The 24,687-nt window shown below is 57.5% G+C and carries 13 protein-coding genes, 3 tRNA genes and 3 rRNA genes; all 19 read right to left on the bottom strand.

Going from position 1 to position 24,687, the window contains the following annotated elements:
* Positions 1-61: 61 nt before the first annotated feature.
* Entirely contained in the window at positions 62-6,340 is a 6,279-nt protein-coding gene (locus tag AC06G8_RS00600) for an alpha-amylase family glycosyl hydrolase (protein ID WP_480284094.1), read from the bottom strand.
* A gap of 248 nt (positions 6,341-6,588) precedes the next feature.
* Positions 6,589-7,659, bottom strand: a complete 1,071-nt coding sequence (locus AC06G8_RS00595; protein WP_480284093.1) for a hypothetical protein — start codon at positions 7,657-7,659, stop codon at positions 6,589-6,591.
* A 186-nt stretch (positions 7,660-7,845) separates the two neighbouring features.
* Positions 7,846-8,001 carry a small acid-soluble spore protein P gene (locus tag AC06G8_RS00590; protein ID WP_076359616.1) on the bottom strand — a complete coding sequence of 52 codons (156 nt, stop codon included), beginning with the start codon at positions 7,999-8,001 and terminating at the stop codon, positions 7,846-7,848.
* 28 nt (positions 8,002-8,029) lie between these two features.
* Complete coding sequence (locus AC06G8_RS00585) at positions 8,030-8,203, bottom strand: hypothetical protein (RefSeq protein WP_447665093.1); 174 nt, start codon at positions 8,201-8,203, stop codon at positions 8,030-8,032.
* An 18-nt stretch (positions 8,204-8,221) separates the two neighbouring features.
* Positions 8,222-8,569 (bottom strand): hypothetical protein, encoded by a 348-nt coding sequence (locus AC06G8_RS00580; RefSeq protein ID WP_076359617.1) that lies wholly within the window; start codon positions 8,567-8,569, stop codon positions 8,222-8,224.
* Positions 8,570-8,763: 194 nt separating this feature from the next.
* Positions 8,764-8,852, bottom strand: a tRNA-Ser gene (locus tag AC06G8_RS00575).
* Positions 8,853-8,959: 107 nt separating this feature from the next.
* Entirely contained in the window at positions 8,960-10,243 is a 1,284-nt protein-coding gene (gene serS / locus AC06G8_RS00570; RefSeq protein ID WP_447665092.1) for a serine--tRNA ligase, read from the bottom strand.
* Between the two features lie 78 nt (positions 10,244-10,321).
* On the bottom strand, positions 10,322-10,912 hold the full coding sequence (gene pdxT / locus AC06G8_RS00565; RefSeq protein WP_480284092.1) for a pyridoxal 5'-phosphate synthase glutaminase subunit PdxT: 591 nt from the start codon (positions 10,910-10,912) through the stop codon (positions 10,322-10,324).
* A 38-nt stretch (positions 10,913-10,950) separates the two neighbouring features.
* Positions 10,951-11,835, bottom strand: a complete 885-nt coding sequence (pdxS, locus tag AC06G8_RS00560) for a pyridoxal 5'-phosphate synthase lyase subunit PdxS (protein WP_200801164.1) — start codon at positions 11,833-11,835, stop codon at positions 10,951-10,953.
* A gap of 270 nt (positions 11,836-12,105) precedes the next feature.
* Positions 12,106-13,431, bottom strand: a complete 1,326-nt coding sequence (locus AC06G8_RS00555) for a D-alanyl-D-alanine carboxypeptidase family protein (RefSeq protein ID WP_480284091.1) — start codon at positions 13,429-13,431, stop codon at positions 12,106-12,108.
* Between the two features lie 148 nt (positions 13,432-13,579).
* Entirely contained in the window at positions 13,580-15,037 is a 1,458-nt protein-coding gene (gene guaB, locus AC06G8_RS00550) for an IMP dehydrogenase (protein WP_447665089.1), read from the bottom strand.
* Between the two features lie 384 nt (positions 15,038-15,421).
* Positions 15,422-16,726, bottom strand: a complete 1,305-nt coding sequence (locus AC06G8_RS00545) for a putative glycoside hydrolase (RefSeq protein ID WP_480284090.1) — start codon at positions 16,724-16,726, stop codon at positions 15,422-15,424.
* A gap of 172 nt (positions 16,727-16,898) precedes the next feature.
* Positions 16,899-17,015, bottom strand: a 5S ribosomal RNA gene (gene rrf, locus AC06G8_RS00540).
* A gap of 89 nt (positions 17,016-17,104) precedes the next feature.
* A 23S ribosomal RNA gene (locus AC06G8_RS00535) occupies positions 17,105-20,033 on the bottom strand.
* Between the two features lie 147 nt (positions 20,034-20,180).
* A tRNA-Ala gene (locus AC06G8_RS00530) sits at positions 20,181-20,256 on the bottom strand.
* A gap of 25 nt (positions 20,257-20,281) precedes the next feature.
* Positions 20,282-20,358: transfer RNA gene (locus tag AC06G8_RS00525), tRNA-Ile, on the bottom strand.
* A 228-nt stretch (positions 20,359-20,586) separates the two neighbouring features.
* Positions 20,587-22,132 (bottom strand): 16S ribosomal RNA (locus tag AC06G8_RS00520).
* The 16S, 23S and 5S rRNA genes sit together here with 2 tRNA genes alongside, the layout of an rRNA operon.
* Positions 22,133-22,371: 239 nt before the next feature.
* Positions 22,372-23,886 carry a lysine--tRNA ligase gene (lysS, locus tag AC06G8_RS00515; protein WP_480284089.1) on the bottom strand — a complete coding sequence of 505 codons (1,515 nt, stop codon included), beginning with the start codon at positions 23,884-23,886 and terminating at the stop codon, positions 22,372-22,374.
* Between the two features lie 103 nt (positions 23,887-23,989).
* Entirely contained in the window at positions 23,990-24,466 is a 477-nt protein-coding gene (greA, locus tag AC06G8_RS00510; RefSeq protein ID WP_048743662.1) for a transcription elongation factor GreA, read from the bottom strand.
* Positions 24,467-24,687 lie beyond the last annotated feature (221 nt).

The raw sequence follows: 24,687 nt of genomic DNA, 5'->3' as shown, positions 1-24,687 counted from the left end.
GACGCTTGATGGATAGACAAAGAGGCTTGGGGATGTGCATCCCCAAGCCTCTTTTTTGATCTTATCGGCTCAGCAAGCGGTAGAGCGCCGCTGCGCTTTCCGCGCGGGTCAGCTGATCCGCCGGAGCGAAGGAGCCGTTGTCCCGTCCGCCGAGCAGTCCAAGCCCTGCGGCTGCAAGGACATCCTTCGCTGCCCAGCCGCTGATGGCGGACTGGTCCTTGAAGGAAGGAGCGGACGAATCCGACGGCAATGCCGGCACCATGCCTGCTTTGATTCCGTACGCATAAGCGCGCATCAGCATGACCGCCATTTCCTCGCGGGTGACGGATGCTCCCGGAGCGAAGGCATCATGGCCCCTGCCGCCGATGATTCCGGCCTCATAGGCGCTGCTGACGGAATCCGCATACCAGGCGTTCTCGCCTACATCCGCAAAAGGCTTGGCGCTGCCCGGCTTCAGCTCCAGAATCCGGGCGAGCATCGCGGCGAATTCTGCGCGGGTGACGGCCTTGTTCGGAGCGAACTGCTGCTCCGAGACGCCGTTCACGAACTCGCGGGCAGCCAGGAACTGGACGGCCGCTGCCGACCAATGCCCGGCAGGGAGATCGGAGAACGCGCGGCTGGCATTCAGCAGCGCATAAGCGAAGCTGCCGTCGGCCGGAACGGTCCAGCTGCCGTCGGCGTCGTTCCACGTTCCGCGGACGTAGGCCCCGGTTCCGGTTCCGTCGATCCGGTATACGTTAGCCGTCTTCCCGTCCGCTGCGGAAGCCGCTTTGAAGCTCAGCTTCATGCCCTTCGCGGATACCGCCTGCTCGGAATCTCCGTTCTGAACGAGCAGTCTCGCCTGAATGGCAGAGCCGGTCGCCGCGAGGCTGCCGAATCGGCCTTGCTTCTTGAGTCCGGCCAGAAGAGCGTCCGCCTCGGTGCCGGAGATTTCATCCAGGCGGAGTACAAGGCTGCCCTTGCCTTCCGCAGCCGCTGCGGCCAACAGCTCCTGCGGCAGCACGATCGTGGTTGTGCCCTTATGGATCCGCAGCACGGAGCCTGCGGCAAGACCGGCGGCTTCTCTAGGAATCAGCACCGTCTGGACGGCCTCACCCAGCGTCACGTTCACTTCGCCGCCTGTATCCGGCTTGAGGTCGGCAGCCGAAATCGAGAAGGCGTGTCCGGCCGGCGATGGAGACGGAGAAGCGCTTGGAGCAGCCGTCGGGGACGGCGTCCAAGGCGCGCTGCTCGGACTTGGCGTTGCAGCCGGCGATTCGCTCGGCGTTGCGCTCGGCGACCCGCTCGGCGTCGCACTCGGCGATTCGCTCGGCGTTGCGCTAGGCGACTCGCTCGGCGTCGCACTCGGCGACCCGCTCGGCGTTGCGCTCGGCGTCGCGCTCGGCGTCGCGCTTGGCGACTCGCTCGGCTTCGCGCTCGGCGTCGGGCTTGGCGTCGCGCTTGGCGACTCGCTCGGCTTCGCGCTTGGCGTCGCTTCGTCCGAAGGGCGGTCAATGACGACATTGATCGTCCTGGTTGCTTGGCTCGCCCGTCCTTTATCCGTATAGAACGGCAGGTTCAGCGTCTCCTGCGTCGGCTCGATATGGAGCACGAACCGGTTCTCGCCCGGCACCAGAGGAATATTCTGCAGATACACATTGCCTTCGGCATCCATGGCGCTGTCGGCGATCGGCTGGTTGTTGATCGTGAAGGCCACACCGTAAGGAACGTTGGCGCTAAGCGTCCAATGGTCCTCATCCGTGGAGTAGCGGATGTCTTCCCCGTAAGAAATGCGCGGCTGGAGAACCATCAACGGCATGTCCACCCAGCGGAGGACATAGTCGTCGATCACCATGCGGTTGCCGCCTTGATTGGAAATTTTAAGCTGCATGTTCGTATCGGTGGAGCTATAGGCCCAGTTGCCCGGATCCTGCGTATCCCCGGCAAGACGGTTATGGCTGGTGAGAGCTTCCTTGCCCCAATCGCCGCGGGCGTATTTGTACTGGATCGACTTGCCGGCCATCATCTTGAACGAATATTCCACCACGCTGCGATTCGTCGCGCCGCTCGGCACGTTCAGCTTGGTCGATGTCACGTTCCAGCCGTTGAAATCGCCGGCAATGGTGATGTCATCCGTGCTGGGCGTATAATCCGGCAGATGGAGACGGAGAGTCACATCCACCATGACCAGCTTCGGCGTCACGCTCTGCTCTTCCGAGAAGCTGCGGTTGTACGCCATGTCGTAGGCCGCGACCTTGTAGCGGTAGGCCGTGTCGTTGCTCACCGTAAAGTCGGTATAGCTGCGCTTGCCGCCCGTGACCGAAGCGATCCGCTTGAACGAGCCGTCCGCTCCGGAAGCACGATATATTTCGAAGCCATAGACGGAGTCGTCCCCGCTCGTCCAGTTCAGCACCGCCCGGCTGGATTCCACCGTAATGGCGGCCAGCGCCGGAGTGGCCGGCGCATCCGTGTCCTCATTCGGGAACACCGTGACATGGGTCGGCTCCGGGGATTCCGTCCAGGTCTCTCCGTTATCAGCGGAGAAGGCGGCGTAATAGTGATACACGCCCGCTTGCAGCGGCTCGAAGGAAGCCGTGTACACCTTGTCCCCGCCAGCTCCGTCCGCCTTGAACTTCAGCGGCTTGGAAGCGGCCTCGGCCTTGGCCGAGCCGTCCGGGAAATACATCAGCTTGCCGATGAGACCGGCCGGCTGCTGTCCGTCTCCCCGGTCCGTCAGGCCGGGAGCCTTCACGGATACGGTCAGCTCGCCCGTCGTCCGGCCTACGCCGAGATAGACGTCCGCAGCGACGGTCGATACGGCCGACACTTCCGTGATGGAATAGGCCGGAGTCGCCGATACGGTCGGGCCCGGCAATCCTTCGGAAGCGCCTTGGAAGGCCGCGACGCTGTAATAGTACTTGGTTCCGTTGGTTACGGCCGTGTCGGTGAATGCCGCTTCCGTGCTCGTGCCGGCCAGCTCCAGCTTGCCGCCGTCGATCAGGGAACGGTAGACGCGGTAGCCCTCGGCGCCGTCAACGGCGTTCCAGGACAGCTCGACGCTGCCGTTGCCCGCATTGGCCAGCAGGCCGCCGACTTCCGCGACAGGCGACAGCGCGCCTTCGGAAATCATCATGACCCCGGAGAGAGCCGGCAGCGTGTATTCCAGCTTGCCTCCGGTTACGACGGCGCTGATGCCGCTGCCCAGGCCGTCGACAAGCTTCAGGCCGTCCGGCAGGTATCCCGTCACGTCGGCGGTGATTTTCTGCTCTGCATTGCCGCGGTTGATGGAGACGAGCGCGGCCTTCGTGTCGTTCTTGCGGGCGTAAGCGATGGCGTCGCCGGTGGCGTAGACCGCCTTCAGATCGCCTGTGCGCAGCACCGCCTCCGCTTCGCGGAGCTTGGCCGCCTTTTGATAGGAGTCCAGCAATCCGGCGTAGGAGCCGGTTGCCGAGTAGCTTTTGCCGGCAGGACCTTCGCTGCTCTCCACGACCCGCTCCCATGGGAACGTGCGGCGGGAATCCGGATCCTTCGTGCCCGTCACTCCCACCTCGTCGCCGTAATAAATCGTCGGCGCGCCCGGATAGCCCATCTGGAACAGAGCGACCAGCGCCTGCTGCTTGAGCGCCTTGTCGTCCGCATCCTTGGCGATGACCAGATGCTCCTCCTCGTAGCTCGGGAACATCAGCTTCGTGATGGAACGCGTCGTGTCATGGGAATCCACCAGGTTGAGCATGGCCTGCCACGCCTGCTCCGGGTAATCCTCGCGGATGGATTCAAGCGTATCGTTGAAGGTTTTGGCGTCGCCGCCGATGAGGAACGCCTGCAGCGCTCCGCGGAAGCGGTAGTTCATGACGGAGTCGAATTGGTCTCCGAGCAGGTAATGGGTCGCTACGCCCCACTCCTCGCCCAAAATGATCGGATCCTCGATATCGTTGCCGCCGGCGTCCTTGAGGCCCGCCGTCGACTTGACGGCTTCGCGGAACTTCTGCCAGGTTCCGGTCGAGACATCGGGAGCGACGTCCAGCCGCCAGCCGCCGGAGCCCATCCAAGGCCAGCGCTGCGAGACGACGTCCTGCATGGCCGCTTCGGCATCCTCGGCGGATTTGCCGCTCAGATCATGGCCGATGACCGCTTCGCGGTAGCCGATATTGTTCCACTCATGCTGCTCCTCGGAGGAGCCGATCGCGTCCGCGTCACCCGGCTGCGGCGTCTTGGCATCCATCGCCGGCAGGGAATCGTAGCCCCACCAGGCATCGTATTTGTAATGCGTGCTCGTGCTGTCCTTATCCGCCACCTTCACATTCTCCACCGTGAACCAGTCGATGAAGCCGAAGTCGGCCGGGTATTCGTAGTTCTTGCCCGTCGCGGAGTTCACCTTGCCCGTAAAGAAAGCACGGGCCTGCTGCTCGGCAGCCGCCTTGTCGAGGCTCTCTCCTTTATCTTTCGCCGCGTTTTGCAAGTCATAGACCTTCGCCCAATACTCGTAAGCGCCGATCTCCGGATATTTGCTGTAGCGGTCGAAATAAATGCTGTCGTCGCCGACGTGGTTGAACACGCCGTCCGTAATGAGATGCATGCCCCTGGCCTTGACGGCCTTGGAGAAGTCGATGAACACTTTGTCCGACGCCTTGCGCGTCTCCTCGTAGTTGAGGCCGGAGGCCGGATCGCCAGGCGTGTTGTACACCGGCTCGCCGAACATCGGGTCCAGATGCTTGTAGTCGGTGGCATCGTATTTGTGGTTGGACGCCGCCCAAGCGACGGGATTGAGGTAGATCGCGGTCACGCCGAGAGACTGCAGGTAATCCAGCTTCATCCCGATGCCCTGGATATCCCCGCCGTAGAATTCGTTGGTCCAGGTGCCGTCCGAAGTCGCGTTCGGGTAATACGGCTTGTTTTCCGGCTTCACGCGATCCGGATTTTCCGGCACGTCGCTCCACTGGCCCGCGACTTGTCCGGGAGCGGGGTCGTTCGCTACGCCGCCGTCAAAGTATTGCAGAGGCAGCGACTTGATCGGAGCGTCCTTGACGGCCCGCTCCTCGTTCCGATCCCCGCGGTAGCCGTCCACCAGCTTGGCGCGGTTGTTGTCCGGATTCCCGTCGAAGAAGCGGTCCGGGAAGATCTGGTACACGACGGCGTTCTTCATCCAGTCCGGTGTCTTGAAGTCCGCTTTGTATACCGTCAGGTCGAACGGCACCGCGCCGTCCTCCATCGCGACGCCCGTTCCGCCGCGGCTGGCCGTGCCGTTCTTGTCGTCGCCGAGCTCCAGCTTGGCCGAGCCGTCGATGAGGATGAATTTATAGCCCCAGATTCCAATTCCGGTAAAGACGGATCTCGGAATGACGGCTTCCCAGTAGTCCTTGCCGTCCACAGTCGTCACCTTGCGCATTTCATGCGTCGATGCGAGACCTTCCGCATTCGTCAGCTCCACCCGCGCCATCTCCACGTCATCCTGGGCAGCCGCCACGCGGAGAGTGAGATCCGCGCCGTTCTCGGCGATGGCGCCGAACGGCTTCTTGAAGGTGAGCGAGCGGCTGTCGAACTGGATCGCGTCCTTGTTGATCTTGCCGTTCGAGCCGCCGCCGGCAAGGAATGTGTCGGCCTTCAGCTTTTGATCTCCTTTGTAGTCGATGCTGAAGATGGCGTACAGATCGTCGCCTCCGACAATGTTCAGATTTTCGCCGTTTTCACCTGTCGCTCCGTAGTTCTCATTCCAGTTCGGGCCAAAGGCAACCTTGGCCTCATACCGGCCTTCAGGCAGCTGCACTTGGAGCTTGTACACGCTGCCGTCCAGGTTGTAGTCGAGGAACCGGTATGTCGCTCCGGCCGGATCCCAATCCGCGGGATCGCCGAGCTTCTTCTGCATGGTTCCGACCAGACGCGGCCATTTGTTCTCGTCCAGCGACGGAACGTATTGAGCCAGTCCATGCACCCCGGGCACCGAGATACGGGCTTGTCCGATCTCGTCGTTGACGAAGAAGGTGACCGATTCGGCTTGGTCCAGCTTCAGCTTGAAGTTTTCCCCGTTGTCGCCGAAGCCGTCCCAAGTGCCGTTCTTGGTCAGCTTGAACTCATAATTGCCGGCATCGAGCGCCGCCGTATAGGCGTACAAGCCGCCGGTCAGATGCTTGAATTTCCAATTGGCGTCGGCATTGTTCCAGCCGTTCACGGTGCCGGCGACATACCAGCTGGACGTGCCGCCCGGCTGATCCTGATAGACGCTCGATGATGCTGTAGGAACAGGCGTCTCGGTGTTAGCGCTTACAATCGGAGCCTGTCCAATGCCGGCCAACAGCTGCATGACAAGCAGGCAGGCCATGACGGCGCCTATGCTGCGGTTGCGGATGATCCGCTGCCATTTCATCTTGTTTCCCCCCAGATTAGAATAGGGCCTATATAAGGCCAATGAAAATAAGTGCAAACGTTTGCGCATGATTCTATTATTTAGCATATCATTCCCTTTTTTCTTCTGTCAACGAAAAAGTAATCGCTTCCATTTTCATTGCAAGCCGATTGCTCTTTCGATATTTTACGCATGCAAAAAACCGCCTCGGGCCGAGGCGGTTCCATGGAAGGACAGAAGCCGATTCAAGCATGGCTTCAGACCTATTCTTATTTGCTGCTGGCTGAACCTTCCAATGCTGCTTCAAGCTGCTCGACCGGAATCGCATCGGTCGGAATGGCGCCCGTGAAGGCAGCCTTCTCGCCGACCTTGCTGTATGACGTCGTCGAATGCATGACGAGCTTGAGCGGACCGGATTCGCCTCCGGCATACTCGATGTTGGCGTCGACGCTCTCGTAGGCCATTTTGCCGTCCTTGACCGCCCCGAGCACCTTGACCTCGCTGAGCTTCAGCTGTTCCTTCAGCTTCTTGGACAGCTCCGATTGCGGATCTTGCAGCTGCTTCCTGCTGGTCTCCGCTTCCGCCTTGTCCATGCCGAGCGCCTTCAGGTACTGCTCGTTGCCGAGCAGCACGTCAAGCACGGCAGGAATCGCCTTCTGCGCCGCTGTCGCCTTGACATCCTCGGCATTCGAGGAGTCGATCAGGAATTGGGAGACGGAGTCCGGCTCCAGGCCTTCAGGAAGACCTTGCACGTCTTTCGCTTTCAAGCTTTTGAAGTAGGTCTTCTCTTCAAAAGGCTTGATGAAAGCCGCTCCGGCTTCCAGTATAAGCTTCTGCTGCACCGCAGGATCCAGCGCCGCGGCTTGCTCGCCCTGCTCCTCGGCCAGCTTGTCCGTATCGATGACGACATACTTGTCCGCCAGCTGCGCGGTCGCAGGCAGGGCCGGAATCGACGGAACCTTCACATACAGTTTGTTGCCGGTCATGATGATCGGCAGCGTCAGATTCATTTGGGGATTGCCGGGAAGCGCCAGCTGGACATTGGCGTCCGTGCGCATCGGATCCTTTTGGTAGACGCCGTCCATCGTTATGTTCATTCCCTTCAGCAGGCTGGCGGCTTCGCCGGATGTTGCGCCGGCAGCGCGGCTGGAAGGGAGCTGAAGATCGTCAAATTTAACGGTCGAGTGGAAAGCATAAGATGAAGCCGCTGCGATGCTTGCAAGGGCGGATTCTAGCTCTGCCTTCGGAGATGGGGATTTGCTGCATCCGGCGGCCGCTACAAGCGCCGCAGCGGACAGGACTGCCAGCGTTTGCTTCCAGGGCCGGTTTTTCGCTTTCAATGTATTTCCTCCTTTGAATCATGCGTGAAATCTACTCTTTGTATTCTACCATTGTCGATGGGAATTGAATAAGGGGGAGAACAAGTAATCAAAAAAATTATTCGATTCGAATAATAATCTGCATATGGAAAAAACCGCTCCCGCAGTACGGGAACGGCCTCGATCCCACCCTCTGTTCCTTCCGGCTCAACCGCCTTCGGGATTGTGATGGTCGACATGATTGCGGTTTTTGACCGTCTTGCTGCCCGACATCGGCTGCTGCGGCTGTCCATGGTCCCGGTCGCGGGATGCCTTGCGGTCTTCATCCGGATTCGGAACCGGAATGCTGTCCGGCTTGCTCATCGGCTTCTCCTCCTTTTGCTGTCTAAGGTCAGGTCAATTGATGATCCAGATCGGTCTCGTCCTCATGGTTCAGGTTGTCCTGATGCCTGCGGTCCTCCGACTGGCGCTGCAGCTGGTTGGCATTATGCGCGTTCACCGGCTCCAGTTCAAGATCCTTGGCCACATTCTGCAGGTTTTTATCCGGTCCTTTTTGCTTCGTCAAGCTCCATCACCCTTTGCATTAGACTTTGGTCAAGCGATGCAGCGCCTGGGCGCATTCATGCAGATGCCGGATATAGTCGGCTACCTGCTCCTGAACGAGCTCCTTGCGTTCGTCGATCGTCTGCTTGTCCTGGTCGACATCGATCAGCGTCACCTTCACTTCCCGGCTGTCGACATACGTGACCTTGAAATCATACGAGTACATCTGGTGCCCGGCGCCGAAGATCGTGACGCGCAGCGAGCGCGGATCCTCTTCATCGGCATGGACTTCACAGCGGTCGGTCTCATTCATCGTTGTCGGGAGCGTTTCGTTCCAGGCCTCGACCAAGCGGGACTGGTCCAGCAGAAGCATATCGGGATTGCTCATTGGCCTTCCACCTCCATCCCGTAGGTTGCATCGAAATCAGGTTTTCTATGCCTCGACGCAGCCTGATGCGGCGCATGACGAAGATGCCTCGCAAGATGCTCCCTGGCGGCTGAACGACGAGCTGCTCCGGTCGCCGCAAAAACAAAAAAAGCCCGGACATTCCTGTCCCGGCTTGAGCTTTAGTTGAAATGAAATGGCGGAGAGAGTGGGATTCGAACCCACGTGGGCTTGCACCCTAACGGTTTTCAAGACCGCCCCGTTATGACCGCTTCGGTATCTCTCCATCGTTCAATACCTGAGCATTGTACCATAGCCGTTTCCCTCTAGGCAACCGATCCAAGGGAAAAAAAGCGCCATCCCTCGAAGGAGTGGCGCTTCAAAGCATAAGAATCAACCGCGCGGACCGATAACCTCGATGCCGCCCATGTAAGGACGAAGCACCTCAGGCACGAGAATCGTTCCGTCGGCTTGCTGATAGTTCTCCAGGACTGCGGCGACCGTACGGCCTACCGCAAGACCGGAACCGTTCAGCGTATGCACGAATTCCGGCTTGCTCTTGGCGTCGCGCTTGAAGCGGATTCCGGCACGGCGGGCCTGGAAGTCCTCGCAGTTGGAGCAGGAAGAGATTTCGCGGTACGTATCGGCGCTTGGAAGCCATACCTCGAGATCATAAGTCTTCGCGGCCGAGAAGCCCATGTCGCCGGTGCAGAGCTGCAGCACCCGGTAGGGAAGGCCCAGCAGCTGCAGCACGCGCTCGGCGTTCTGCGTCATGGACTCCAGCTCGTCATAGGACTCCTCGGGCTTGGCCAGCTTCACGAGCTCCACCTTGTTGAACTGATGCTGGCGGATCAGGCCGCGCGTGTCCCGTCCTGCCGCTCCGGCTTCGGAACGGAAGCAGGCGCTGAAAGCGACGAAACGCTTCGGAAGGTCATCCGCGGCAAGAATTTCTTCCCGGTGCAGGTTCGTTACCGAAACCTCCGCCGTCGGGATCAGATAGTACTCGCTGTCCTTGATCTTGAACAGGTCTTCTTCGAACTTCGGCAGCTGGCCGGTTCCGACCAGGCTGTCGCGGTTCACGATCTGCGGAGGCAGCACCTCGGAGTAGCCGTGCTGGTCGCTGTGCAGATCCATCATGAAGTTGAGGAGAGCACGCTCCAGACGTGCGCCGAGACCGGTGTAGAAGACGAACCGGGAGCCGGTTACCTTGGCCGCACGCTCGAAGTCGAGAAGGCCGAGTCCTTCGGCCAGATCCCAATGGGCCTTCGGCTCGAACTCATAGGTGCGGGGCTCGCCATGACGGCGGATCTCGACGTTGTCTTCCTCGCCGCCGCCGACCGGCACGCTTTCATTCGGCATGTTCGGAATCGCGAGCAGAAGAGCTTCAAGCTCCTCGTCAAGCACGCGCAGCTCTTCGTCGAGCTCCTTGATCCGGTCGCCGACCTCGCGCATCTCCACGATGAGGGCTTCGGCGTCGCCGCCGCTTTTCTTCAGCTTGGCTACTTCCTGAGACACCGTGTTGCGGCGGTTCTTCAGCGTTTCGCCTTCCTGCAGAATTCCGCGGCGCTTCGCGTCCAGCTCCGGGAAGGAAGAGATCAGATCCAGCGGTTTCTTGCGGTCGGTCAGCGCTTTGGCTACCCGGTCATATTCATTTCTAAGCAGTCGTACGTCAAGCACGGTCGGGGCACCCCTCTCTGATTCTTGAAAAAAACAGACATCAGGGCGGACGTTGTAACGTCCACCCTGACGGATTGATTATCGCTTCACCTGCGCCGCTTCTTGAACCATGCTCGCAAAATAGGCGTGCAGGCTGTAATCATCGGTAAGCTCCGGATGGAACGATGCCGCCAGCAGCGTTCCTTCGCGTGCAGCGACAATCTCGCCGTTATGCGTCGAGAGAACCTCGACGCCGCTGCCTACCTCGCCGATCAATGGAGCGCGGATGAACACGGCACGCACCGGATTGTCGATGCCTTGGATGGCGAGCTCCGTCTCGAAGCTTTCGCGCTGGCGGCCGAATGCGTTCCGTACGACAGTCATGTCCATCAAGCCGAGATGAGGATCCTCGCCCCCTTCGATCGTCTTGGCCAAGACGATAAGCCCCGCGCAGGTTCCGAACAGCGGCTTGCCCGCCTCATGGAACTCCCGCAGCGCTTCGATGAAGCCGTACTTGCGCATCAGCTTGCCGATGGTCGTGCTCTCGCCGCCAGGGATGACAAGCCCGTCCAGCTGCTCCAGATCCTCGACTCGCTTGACCGCGACCGCTTCCGCGCCGGCAGCCTGGAGACTGCGGATATGCTCTGCTACGGCGCCCTGCAGCGCCAGTACACCGATCTTCTGGGTCATTTCGCTAAGGCCTTCTTTCTTTCTGCCGCTGCAGCCGCTTACCAGCCGCGGTCGGACATGCGCTCATGCGGCGCCAGCTTGGAGATCTCGATGCCCTTCATCGCGCCGCCGAGGTTTTTGGATACTTCGGCGATTAGCTTGTAGTCCGTATAGTGAGTCGTCGCTTCCACGATGGCGCGGGCGAATTTCTCCGGGTTGTCGGACTTGAAGATGCCGGAGCCGACGAATACGCCGTCAGCGCCCAGATGCATCATCAGAGCTGCGTCGGATGGCGTAGCCACGCCGCCTGCAGCGAAGTTGACGACCGGCAGCTTGCCCGTCTCGTGCACGTCGAGCAGCAGCTCGTAGTTGACGCCAAGGTTTTTGGCTTCCGCATACAGCTCGTCCTTGGACAGGCCTTTGATCTTGCGGATCTGGCCCGTGATCAGGCGCATGTGGCGAACGGCTTCAACGATGTTGCCCGTTCCCGGCTCTCCCTTGGTACGCATCATCGATGCGCCTTCCTGAATGCGGCGCAGAGCCTCGCCCAGATCCTTGGCTCCGCATACGAACGGAACCGTGAATTCGCGCTTGTCGATATGGAACACTTCGTCGGCCGGCGTGAGCACTTCGCTCTCGTCGATATAGTCGGCGCCGAGCGCTTCCAGTACGCGTGCTTCCACATAGTGGCCGATGCGGGCTTTGGCCATGACCGGGATGGAAACGACCTTCATCACCTCTTCGAGGACGGTCGGGTCCGCCATGCGGGCAACGCCGCCTGCCGCGCGGATATCCGAAGGCACGCGCTCAAGAGCCATGACTGCCGTAGCGCCTGCCGCTTCGGCGATCTTGGCCTGCTCCGCGTTCATGACGTCCATGATGACGCCGCCTTTTTGCATTTCCGCCATACCTCGTTTAACTCGCGATGTTCCTGTTTCCAACATGGTCTGAAAGCCTCCTATAGTCTGTTCGCCCAAGACAGGGCGATGACAACTTTTCCGAGTTGATTATCCCAAATTCTATCATGTACGCCAAGCGGCGACAACTCATGCATGAAACTTGCTGCAGGAAAGCCATAGGAGCAAGTGCCCGCTTACGAGGCTCTTCTGGCAGACACCTGACACCTTTGAGGTTGTCCTTGCAGACAGCTCGACCAGCTTAACCGATCGCGGGCAGCCTGGTCGTTGCTGGCCTGCTGCTATTTACCCGTCCGGTTAGAACAAATCCACGATGCCCTTGAACAGCCCGGAGAAAAATCCTCCGATGCCGCGCAGCATCAGCTTGAACCAGCCGGCCTTCTCCACGCCTTCGGCTGCGATCAGATTGATTTCTTTCGTAACCGCAGTGCCGGTGTCGGCATCCGTATACTTATACGTAACCGTTCCGATCTTCTGTCCCTGTGCGACCGGAGCGACAAGCTCGCCCGCCTTGGGGATCGACGTGGCAATGATCTTCGGCTCGACTGCCGCGCCTTTCTTCACCATGAGCGTGAAGTCGGATTCCGTCACCAGGCCGACGGTTTTTTCTTTGCCTTTTGTTATTGTAGCCTCCGCGGCGGATTCTACTACGGTTTTCGGCTGAACGATCGTTTTGCGCTCCAGGTTGCTGAACGCCCAGTCGTACAGCTTGCGCGTCTCGAGGAAACGGGCGCCTTTGGTCTTGGTATGGTACACGACGCTGATCAGGCGGGTGTCGCCGCGCTTGACCGTTCCCGTGAAGCAATACCCGGCTGCGCTGAGGTAGCCTGTCTTCATGCCGTCCACGCCGTCATAGACATACTGCTTGAAGTTGGTGTTGCCCTTGTTGCCTTCAAGCATCCAGTCGTTGTTGATCATCGGCTTGGCGTCCCGTTCGCGGAATTTCACGGAAGGAATCTTGGAGTAGTCGAGGAACTCCGGGGTTTCCTTCAAAATGATCATGGCGAGCTTGGCCATATCCTTGGCCGCGATGACGGTCGTGTCGAGAAGCCCTGTCGCGCTCGTGAATTCAGCCGTCTTGAGGCCGAGCTCCTGAGCCTTGGCATTCATCTCGGTGACGAAGCCGGCCTCGGATCCTCCCAGGAAGGAAGCCAGCGCGACAGTCGCATCATTGGCAGACGCGACCGACATAGCGGTGTACAGTTCCTTGACCGTATGGGTATCGCCTTCCGCCAGATAGATCTGGGATCCGTCCTTCGGCGTGCTTGCCGCTTCATTGCTGACCGATATTTCCTGATCCCACTTCAGCTTGCCGCTTTTGACGGCGCTGAGAACCATATATTCCGTCATCATCTTGGTCATGCTTGCCGGAGGCAGGGGCTTGTCTATGTTATAGGAATAGAGCACTTGTCCCGTGTCGGCATCGATCAGGATGGCGGCGTCGGCAGCCAGGCCAAGCGGATTTTCCTTGCTGACTGCCGGGGCGTTGCTGCTGCTCGTATTGGGCGCCGCGGATGCCGCGGGAGTAATAGCCGGAGCGATATAAGAGCCTGTAATGAGAGTAGCCGCCACGATGGCGGAGACAACCGGCTTCACGAGAGCCGGGGCGAATCTTGCTTTCAACTTTGTTCTCTCCTTCACCATGGATTAATCAGGTTTCATTGTACCATACCGTTAACGAGGCGGGGGATGTTTTTGCTTTATCCGACATGCAAAAAGAGCAGTCCGCGCGCGGCGCGGACTGCTTCTTAGAAAAATCTAATCCTTGGTCTTAGAGCGAATAGTTCGGGGCTTCCTTCGTGATCTGCACGTCATGCGGATGGCTCTCCCGAAGTCCCGCGCCCGTGATGCGAATGAACGAGGTATCGTTCTTGAGCTCTTCTATGTTCGCCGTTCCGCAATAGCCCATTCCTGCGCGAAGACCGCCGATCAGCTGATGGACCGTATCGGCCAGCGGCCCTTTGTAAGGCAAGCGGCCTTCGATGCCTTCCGGTACGAGCTTGTTCTCGTTCTCCTGGAAGTAGCGGTCCTTGCTGCCTTCCTTCATCGCTCCTAGCGAGCCCATGCCGCGATAAACCTTGAAGCGGCGGCCCTGGTAGATCTCCGATTCGCCCGGGCTTTCTTCCGTACCGGCGAACAGGCTGCCGATCATGATCGCGCTGGCGCCGGCTGCGATCGCTTTTGTGATGTCGCCGGAGTACTTGATGCCGCCGTCGGCGATGACCGGCACGTTGTATTCGCGTGCTGCCGTCGCGCAGTCATAAATCGCCGTTACCTGCGGCACGCCGATGCCGGCGATGACGCGCGTCGTACAGATGGAACCAGGACCGATGCCGACTTTGACGACCGAGGCTCCAGCTTCGATCAGGTCTCTCGTCGCTTCAGCCGTCGCGACGTTGCCCGCGATGATCGTCAGCTCTGGATAAATGCTCCGCAAATTGCGGACGGCTTCGATAATATTAATATGATGCCCGTGCGCGGAGTCCACGACCAGGACGTCGATGCCTGCTTCTACAAGCGCCGCAGCGCGCTCTTCCGTGTCCTTGGAGATGCCGACGGCAGCTCCGCATAACAGCCTGCCTTGCTTGTCCTTGGCAGCGCTCGGGAATTGAATCGCTTTTTCGATGTCTTTGATCGTGATGAGGCCTTTAAGCGTATTCGTCTCGTCTACGAGCGGCAGCTTCTCGATCTTATGCTTCTGAAGCAGAACTTCCGCTTCTTGCAGCGTCGTTCCCACAGGAGCCGTTACCAGCTCTTCGTGAGTCATCACTTCTTTGATCTTCATGGAGTAATCATGCACGAAACGAAGGTCGCGGTTGGTCAAAATGCCGACCAGCTTGCCCTCTTCGTTGACAATCGGTACGCCGGAAATGCGGTATTTGCCCATCAACTCTTCCGCGTCGTACACATGATGCTCGGGAGTCAGGGAGAACGGGTTCGTAATGACGCCGCTCTCGGAGCGCTTGACGCGGTCGACCTCTTCCGCCTGCTGGGCGATCGTCATGTTCTTGTGAATGATGCCGATGCCGCCTTCTCTCGCCAGCGCGATCGCCAAGGCAGCCTCCGTTACGGTATCCATGCCCGCGCTGATCAGCGGGATGTTCAGCTTGACGTTCTCGCTCAGCTGGGTACCGACCTGGACTGCGCGCGGCAGCACCTCCGAGCGGCGGGGTACAAGCAGCACATCGTCGAACGTGAGGCCTTCTTTAGCGAATTTCGATTCCCACACGAATGATTTCCTCCTATTTGTTATGGCTTGCCGAAATATATTATTGACCATCTTAGCAGAGGGGTATAGGGCTGTCAACCTAGCGGAATCTTGCTTTCATAGTCATTTTCAGAGGTGCTTCCACCTCTTTCCATACCTTGTGTCTCTTGGATGCAAGCCTGCAGCGGCAGGTGCTGTCCATGCTTGCCCTTCAACCTTGACGGATGCTGATATCCTTGCTTGCTGTACTTCAACCTTGACGGATGCTGATCATCCTTGCTTGCTGTACTTCAACCTTGACGGATGCTGATCATCCTTGCTTGCTGTACTTCAACCTTGACGGATGCTGATCATCCTTGCTTGCCGCAAATGCCATTCCCTCTTCTCTTCGCCTAACGTTGCCAATTAAGATGACGAAGTTAAAGGATAGATGCAGCGCGGACTCCAGAGCAGATATTGATCGACTCCTGCTTCGCGGGCGGCCCGAATCTGCTCCCGGATTTCCTTCTCTCCATAGGCAAGGTGAGGATGCAGCCATGTCGCCGTAAAGCTTTGCAGCCAAGGCCTGATCTGAGCGGGCTTGATTCCGCTCTGGATCAGATAGCGGTTGCGGGCGGCGGCGTCGCTCATCGCTTTCCGGATGACAGCGGACGGATCCAGATCGGGCTGTGGAATTCCATACATACCCGCCGAGTAATGGGAAGGATAGACCATCGGCGAGATGGCATCCACGCTCGAAGCTACCGAACGCCATGTCTGACCGATCCCCATATCATCCGATGAGGATGTAACCAGGCCGAATACATCCGCCGATATCGGCTTTCCATGCAGCTTGTCCCGCGCGCGGCCGAGGAATTGCCCGATCGCTTCCGGCTTCGTTGTCCCGTGCGAGCCGTAATCAATGACCGCATCTGCCCGCTTTCCATTGGCGGGAAAGCGGACGTAATCGAATTGAATCTCATCAAATCCCAGCTCGGCGGCTTCCTGGGCGATCGCGATATTATAATTCCAGACCTCGCTTCGATAAGGGTTGATCCAGGCCTTACCCTTTGAATCCTTCCATACCTTGCCGCTCCGCTCATGCAAAGCCCATTCCGGTACACGGCTGGCCAGCCAGGCATCCTTGAAAACGACGAGCCTGCCGATGACGTAAAGCCCTTCGGCGTGAAGCTCCTCGATCAATTGCCTGGGCTGAGCCATAAGGGGCCTGCGATCGGCTCCAATTCGATGGGCCAGCAGCAATTTGGAAGGATACGTCAGCAAGCCGTAATCATCTTTGACATCGATGACCATGGCATTGATTTCTGTCCGCTTCGCCAGATCGCGAAGCCTTCCCATCGCCTTCGGGCTTCCTGCTGCGTATCCGGATACATAGATGCCTCTGACGGGTTCGGCAACAGGCCCTTTGACTGAATCCGCCCGCTCTCCGAGTCCGGTCGGCTCTTTCGTGCCGGCTGCCACGGCTGTACTACTGACTGCGAAAGGTTCCTTAAGCATCTCTAAAGGATTTTCAGCAACCGCTTGGGCATGGTCAGCCTGCTTTTCGAGATCATCCGAATGCTTCTTCTCGATACCAGTGCTCCAGCCTTGGTTGGAAGCCGTCAGCATATGCGCTCCGGGTGCGATTCCATTGCCTTGGGGGATGGCAAGCCCCAATATCATGATCCCGGCTGTGGCCAGCGCGACTCGAATGCTTCGATTCCCCTTCATCCGCTTCACCTCCAATGTCCGATTTGTGTTGATTAGTATGAGCGGATTGAAGGGAAATAATCGGGAAAAGACGGTTATCCGAAAAGTGCATCTATCCAAAATACATGCGCCTGTTCTGAATATACAAAAAAAGCCTGACCGGCGATTGCTCGCGGATCAGGCTTCTCTCTGTGCTTGGCGACGTCCTACTCTCCCAGGACCCTGCGGTCCAAGTACCATCGGCGCTGGAAGGCTTAACGGTCGTGTTCGGGATGGGTACGCGTGGTTCCCTTCCGCCATCGCCACCAAACGTTACGCTTGATTCAAGACGTGGCTTGCGCCTTGAAAACTGGATCGAACGAATATCATGGATGCTGAGTCCATTTGCTTTTCTTACCATAGGATAAGCCCTCGACCGATTAGTATTCGTCAGCTGCACGCATTGCTGCGCTTCCACCCCGAACCTATCAACCTGGTCGTCTACCAGGGGTCTTACATACTGGGAAATCTCATCTTGAGGGGGGCTTCGCGCTTAGATGCTTTCAGCGCTTATCCCGTCCGTACGTAGCTACCCAGCGGTGCTCCTGGCGGAACAACTGGTACACCAGCGGTACGTCCATCCCGGTCCTCTCGTACTAAGGACAGCTCCTCTCAAATTTCCTGCGCCCACGACAGATAGGGACCGAACTGTCTCACGACGTTCTGAACCCAGCTCGCGTACCGCTTTAATGGGCGAACAGCCCAACCCTTGGGACCTACTTCAGCCCCAGGATGCGATGAGCCGACATCGAGGTGCCAAACCTCCCCGTCGATGTGGACTCTTGGGGGAGATAAGCCTGTTATCCCCAGGGTAGCTTTTATCCGTTGAGCGATGGCCCTTCCATTCGGTACCACCGGATCACTAAGCCCGACTTTCGTCCCTGCTCGACTTGTAGGTCTCGCAGTCAAGCTCCCTTATGCCTTTGCACGCTGCGAATGATTTCCAACCATTCTGAGGGAACCTTTGGGCGCCTCCGTTACATTTTAGGAGGCGACCGCCCCAGTCAAACTGCCCGCCTGACACGGTCCCTGTACCGGCTTCACGGTACCAGGTTAGAACTCCGATACGATCAGGGTGGTATCCCAACGGTGCCTCCACCGAAGCTGGCGCTCCGGCTTCTAAGGCTCCCACCTATCCTGTACAGATCGTACCAAAGTCCAATATCAAGCTGCAGTAAAGCTCCATGGGGTCTTTCCGTCTTGTCGCGGGTAACCTGCATCTTCACAGGTATTAAAATTTCACCGGATCTCTCGTTGAGACAGCGCCCAAGTCGTTACGCCATTCGTGCGGGTCAGAATTTACCTGACAAGGAATTTCGCTACCTTAGGACCGTTATAGTTACGGCCGCCGTTTACTGGGGCTTCGGTTCACAGCTTCGGGTTGCCCCTAACCGCTCCCCTTAACCTTCCAGCACCGGGCAGGCGTCAGCCCGTATACTTCGCCTTACGGCTTCGCACAGACCTGTGTTTTTGCTAAACAGTCGCTTGGGCCTTTTCACTGCGGCCCCCTCGGGCTATTCACCCTACCGAGGCACCCCTTCTCCCGAAGTTACGGGGTCATGTTGCCGAGTTCCTTAACGAGAGTTACTCCGCGCGCCTTAGCATGCTCTGCTCGCCTACCTGTGTCGGTTTGCGGTACGGGCACCTTCGCCTGGCTAGAAGCTTTTCTTGGCAGCTGGAGATCATGACCTTCGGTACTAAAGTTTCCCTCCCCATCACAGCCCAGCCTTACGGTTTGCGGATTTGCCAACAAACCAGCCTCACTGCTTGGACGGACACATCCATCGGTCCGCGTCACTACCCTTCTGCGTCACTCCATTGCTCGTAACGGCTTGCGGTGGTACAGGAATATCAACCTGTTGTCCTTCGACTACGCCTTTCGGCCTCGCCTTAGGTCCCGACTTACCCTGAGCGGACGAACCTTCCTCAGGAACCCTTAGGCTTACGGCGGATCAGATTCTCACTGATCTTTTCGTTACTCATACCGGCATTCTCACTTGTGTACTGTCCACCAGTCCTTACGGTCTGACTTCAACCTATACACAACGCTCCCCTACCCAAGTACCAAAAGGTACATGCCATAGCTTCGGTGGTGTGTTTAGCCCCGTTACATTTTCGGCGCAGAGTCACTCGACCAGTGAGCTATTACGCACTCTTTAAATGGTGGCTGCTTCTAAGCCAACATCCTGGTTGTCTGGGCAACTCCACATCCTTTCCCACTTAACACACACTTGGGGACCTTAGCTGATGATCTGGGCTGTTTCCCTCTTGACGATGGATCTTAGCACTCACCGTCTGACTCCCGGTTATACATGACTGGCATTCGGAGTTTGACTGGACTTGGTAACCCTTGGCGGGCCCCGCACCCAATCAGTGCTCTACCTCCAGCATGCTCAACACCGAGGCTAGCCCTAAAGCTATTTCGGGGAGAACCAGCTATTTCCGAGTTCGATTGGAATTTCTCCGCTACCCCCACCTCATCCCCGAATTTTTCAACATTCGTGGGTTCGGGCCTCCAGTGCGTGTTACCGCACCTTCACCCTGGACAGGGGTAGATCACACGGTTTCGGGTCTACACCCACGTACTATGGCGCCCTATTCAGACTCGCTTTCGCTGCGGCTCCGTCTTCCCGACTTAACCTTGCACGTGAACGTAACTCGCCGGTTCATTCTACAAAAGGCACGCCATCACCCATATAGAGGGCTCTGACTTCTTGTAAGCGCACGGTTTCAGGTTCTATTTCACTCCGCTCCCGCGGTGCTTTTCACCTTTCCCTCACGGTACTGCTTCACTATCGGTCGCCAGAGAGTATTTAGCCTTGGCAGATGGTCCTGCCGGATTCCCACGAGGTTTCACGTGTCTCGCGGTACTCGGGATCCGTCTCGGAGGGAATGGACTTTTGGGTACAGGGCTTTTACCTCTTGTAGCGGGCCTTTCCAGACCTCTTCGCCTAACCCATTCCTTTGTAACTCCATGTGAGACGTCCCACAACCCCAGGAGGCAAGCCTCCTGGTTTGGGCTAATCCGCGTTCGCTCGCCGCTACTGACGGAATCACTATTGTTTTCTCTTCCTCAGGGTACTTAGATGTTTCAGTTCCCCTGGTATGCCTCACGCAGAGCTATGTATTCACTCTGCAGTAACTGGACATTACTCCAGCTGGGTTTCCCCATTCGGAAATCCCCGGATCAACGCTTGCTTACAGCTCCCCGAGGCCTATCGTGGTTCGCCACGTCCTTCATCGGCTTCTGGCGCCTAGGCATCCTCCGTGCGCTCTTAGTAGCTTAACCTAAGGCTGTATAGCCTGGTTAAGAAACAGCTAAGGATGTTTCAGCATTTCATATTCGTTCGTATCCAGTTTTCAAGGAACAAGTGTTTTTACGGATGAGCCGTCCACCGAGTGTTGCCTCAGCAAAAGACACTTCCAATAAAATGGTTGGTGGAGCCAAGGAGGATCGAACTCCTGACCTCCTGCTTGCAAGGCAGGCGCTCTCCCAGCTGAGCTATGGCCCCGTATAAGGTTGTCTGCAAAGACAAATGGTGGGCCTTAGTGGACTCGAACCACCGACCTCACCCTTATCAGGGGTGCGCTCTAACCAGCTGAGCTAAAGGCCCTCGTCGATATTGACTTGGTTCCCATGTGGAGAACATTTTTTCCTCCAAACAGAAGAAAAAAACAAGAGCTCCTGTAGAAAGAGACTTGCTCTTTCAAAACTGACAACGAGTGAGTGACAAGCCGGTTGGAATCTTGCGATTCCGATTTGAAACCCGAGGGCTTCTCGTGGAGTGTCTGGCGACACTCCGAATTTGAATGCTTCCGTTGCAGGAAGCGATTCTCCATAGAAAGGAGGTGATCCAGCCGCACCTTCCGATACGGCTACCTTGTTACGACTTCACCCCAATCATCTACCCCACCTTCGGCGGCTGGCTCCCTTGCGGGTTACCCCACCGACTTCGGGTGTTGTAAACTCTCGTGGTGTGACGGGCGGTGTGTACAAGACCCGGGAACGTATTCACCGCGGCATGCTGATCCGCGATTACTAGCAATTCCGACTTCATGCAGGCGAGTTGCAGCCTGCAATCCGAACTGAGACCGGCTTTTAAGGATTGGCTCCGCCTCGCGGCTTCGCGGCCCGTTGTACCGGCCATTGTAGTACGTGTGTAGCCCAGGTCATAAGGGGCATGATGATTTGACGTCATCCCCGCCTTCCTCCGGTTTGTCACCGGCAGTCATTCTAGAGTGCCCACCCGAGGTGCTGGCAACTAAAATCAAGGGTTGCGCTCGTTGCGGGACTTAACCCAACATCTCACGACACGAGCTGACGACAACCATGCACCACCTGTCTCCCCTGTCCCGAAGGCCGCTGCTATCTCTAGCAGATTCAGGGGGATGTCAAGACCTGGTAAGGTTCTTCGCGTTGCTTCGAATTAAACCACATACTCCACTGCTTGTGCGGGTCCCCGTCAATTCCTTTGAGTTTCACTCTTGCGAGCGTACTCCCCAGGCGGAATGCTTATTGTGTTAACTTCGGCACCAAGGGTATCGAAACCCCTAACACCTAGCATTCATCGTTTACGGCGTGGACTACCAGGGTATCTAATCCTGTTTGCTCCCCACGCTTTCGCGCCTCAGCGTCAGTTACAGCCCAGAAAGTCGCCTTCGCCACTGGTGTTCCTCCACATCTCTACGCATTTCACCGCTACACGTGGAATTCCACTTTCCTCTTCTGCACTCAAGCCTTGCAGTTTCCCGTGCGACTTGGGGTTGAGCCCCAAGATTAAACACCGGACTTACAAAGCCGCCTGCGCGCGCTTTACGCCCAATAATTCCGGACAACGCTTGCCCCCTACGTATTACCGCGGCTGCTGGCACGTAGTTAGCCGGGGCTTTCTTCTCAGGTACCGTCATGGCGGAAGCAGTTACTCTTCCACCCGTTCTTCCCTGGCAACAGAGCTTTACGACCCGAAGGCCTTCCTCACTCACGCGGCGTTGCTCCGTCAGACTTGCGTCCATTGCGGAAGATTCCCTACTGCTGCCTCCCGTAGGAGTCTGGGCCGTGTCTCAGTCCCAGTGTGGCCGATCACCCTCTCAGGTCGGCTACGCATCGTCGCCTTGGTGAGCCGTTACCTCACCAACTAGCTAATGCGCCGCAGGCCCATCCTCAAGTGACAGATTGCTCCGTCTTTCCCGGTCTCTCCAGGAGGAGAGACCGCATATCCGGTATTAGCATCCGTTTCCGGAGGTTATCCCAGTCTTGAGGGCAGGTTGCCTACGTGTTACTCACCCGTCCGCCGCTAACCTTGTCCCGAAGGACAAGATCCGCTCGACTTGCATGTATTAGGCACGCCGCCAGCGTTCGTCCTGAGCCAGGATCAAACTCTCCATAAAGGTGTTTGACTTGCTCATTTATAACGTTGACTTGCTTCACTCGTTGTTCAGTTTTCAAAGAACAAATTCGCTTCTGTTTCGCTTGTTTCCGTCGTGCCTCTCAGCGGCGACTTAGATAATATATCACGGCCGCATAGGCCAATGCAAGTGTTTTTTATAACTTTTTTCATTTCTTTATTGATAGTCTGCTAGAGAGAAGAAAAACCCGCATAAAACCTAGGTTTTATGCGGGTTTTCAGCTATTCGTTTCTCATATGAGGGAATAGAAGCACATCGCGGATAGAAGCCGAATCCGTCAGCAGCATCACTAGACGGTCGATGCCGATGCCGAGACCGCCTGTAGGCGGCATGCCGTATTCCAAAGCGCGGATGAAATCGTCATCCATCTCATGCGCCTCGTCGTTGCCCGCTTCCTTCTCCACCATCTGAGCCTCGAAGCGCTGCCGCTGGTCGATCGGATCATTGAGCTCCGTGAAAGCATTGGCATGCTCGCGGGATACGATGAACAGCTCAAAACGGTCCGTAAAGCGCGGATCCTCATCGTTCTTCTTGGCGAGAGGCGAGATATCCACGGGATGGCCGGTAACGAACGTAGGCTGAACGAGCGTATGCTCCACGAAAGTCTCGAAGAAAGCATTGACGATATGGCCATAGGTCATATGCGGCTCCACCGGAACCTTATGTTCTTTGGCCAGCAGCTGCGCATCCTCAATGGACAGCTGCTGCGTGAAATCGACTCCGGTCGCGTCCTTGATGAGCTCCATCATCGATACGCGGCGCCATGGAACGGTCAGATCCACTTGCTGGCCTTGATAGTCGATGACCGTGCTGCCGTGCACCTCTTGGGCGATATGCGCGATGAGGTTCTCCGTCAGGGACATGATGTCCTTGTAGTCGGCATAGGCCTCGTAGAGCTCGATCATTGTAAATTCAGGGTTGTGGCGAGTGCTCATGCCCTCGTTGCGGTAGACGCGGCCGATCTCATAGACCTTCTCGAGACCGCCGACGATCAGCCGCTTGAGGTGAAGCTCGATGGCGATCCTCATATAGAGCTGCATATCAAGCGCATTGTGATGCGTAATGAACGGCCGAGCAGCCGCTCCGCCGGCAATCGTATGGAGAGTCGGCGTTTCAACCTCGAGATAGCCGAGAGAATCCAGGTAACGGCGCATGGACTGGATGATGCGGGAACGCAGGATGAACGTCTGCTGCACGTCCGGGTTGGTGATCAGATCGACGTAACGCTGGCGGTAGCGCTGCTCCACGTCCTTGAGTCCATGGAATTTGTCCGGCAAAGGAAGAAGCGACTTGCTGAGGACCGTTACTTCCTTGGCTTTGACGGAAATTTCGCCCGTTTTCGTTTTGAATATCGTGCCGTCGACGCCGACGATATCTCCGATATCGAGCAGGTCAAAAGCCTTGTACTGGCTTTCTTCGACCGAATCCTGACGGACATAGATCTGAATGCGGCCGGTCAGGTCCTGAATCGTGGCGAACGCGGCCTTGCCCATGCCGCGCTTGGTCATGATGCGGCCGGCGATACGAGCGGCAGCGCCCTTCTCCTCCAGCTCTTCCTTTGTCAGATCGCCGAATTCGGAAGCAATGCCGCCGGCTGTCGCCGTGCGCTCGAACTTGCTGCCGAACGGGTCCACGCCCAGATCGCGAAGCTCATCGAGCTTCGCCCGCCGAAGCTGCAGAAGCTCGCTTAGGTCCTGCTGTTCCTGTTGATCCACTGTGCCGTTCTCTTGACTCACTTGATCTTCATCTCCTTGCTTGTCTATCCCTTAAAAAAGCTTCCTATAGGTAGGAAGCTCTTGAATGGAAGTATAGCTGTTGGGTCTTGTCTGGATGCCTGAATTACTTCTTGATGTCCAGGATTCGGTATTGAATGACGCCGGCCGGAACGTTGACCTCGACGGTCGTGCCCTTCTTCTTGCCGAGAATCGCCCGCCCGAGCGGGCTTTCATTGGAGATCTTGTTCTGCAGCGGATCGGATTCCGCCGTGCCGACGATGGCGTATTCGATCGTATCGCCGAACTCGAGATCCTCGATCGTCACGATGGAGCCGATGCTTACCGTATCTACGGCGATATCGTCATTATTGATGATGCGCGCGTTGCGCAGCATTTTCTCAAGCGTAAGGATGCGGCCTTCGATAAAAGCTTGCTCGTTTTTGGCATCTTCATACTCGGAGTTTTCGCTGATGTCGCCATAACCGATAGCGACTTTGATCCGCTCGGCCACTTCGCGACGTTTCACGGATTTGAGATTCTCCAGTTCCTCTTCCAGCCTCTTGAGTCCGTCCTGAGTCAGAATCACTTCTTTGTCGCTCATTGCCGATTCTCCTGTCGTGGCGTATTTGCTTACCTCGCGTTGAAAGCGAAAGGAATTAAAGCAGGATTCCCAGTGCCTGAAACCGTGTCCATAATCCACCAAGAACAGACGGCACAGGATTATATTGCAAGATTATATGCAATTGCACCCGGCGTGTCAATGAGAGGCTCCCGGCAAAGACGGCCGCCCGCGAGGACGCTCCCCGCAAGGGAAAGTGTCTT

The sequence above is a fragment of the Paenibacillus sp. SJS-P3 genome (assembly GCF_056711585.1).
The sequence above is the reverse complement of the archived record's forward strand: the minus strand, read 5'-3'. Positions and strand labels throughout refer to the sequence as shown.

Excerpts from the sequence above, each read along its gene's own strand:
- AC06G8_RS00600 (WP_480284094.1), bottom strand. The coding sequence starts at position 6,340 with ATGAAATGGCAGCGGATCATCCGCAACCGCAGCATAGGCGCCGTCATG.
- AC06G8_RS00590 (WP_076359616.1), bottom strand. The coding sequence starts at position 8,001 with ATGAGCAAGCCGGACAGCATTCCGGTTCCGAATCCGGATGAAGACCGC.
- AC06G8_RS00580 (WP_076359617.1), bottom strand. The coding sequence starts at position 8,569 with ATGAGCAATCCCGATATGCTTCTGCTGGACCAGTCCCGCTTGGTCGAG.
- pdxT (WP_480284092.1), bottom strand. The coding sequence starts at position 10,912 with ATGACCCAGAAGATCGGTGTACTGGCGCTGCAGGGCGCCGTAGCAGAG.
- pdxS (WP_200801164.1), bottom strand. The coding sequence starts at position 11,835 with ATGTTGGAAACAGGAACATCGCGAGTTAAACGAGGTATGGCGGAAATG.
- AC06G8_RS00545 (WP_480284090.1), bottom strand. The coding sequence starts at position 16,726 with ATGAAGGGGAATCGAAGCATTCGAGTCGCGCTGGCCACAGCCGGGATC.
- greA (WP_048743662.1), bottom strand. The coding sequence starts at position 24,466 with ATGAGCGACAAAGAAGTGATTCTGACTCAGGACGGACTCAAGAGGCTG.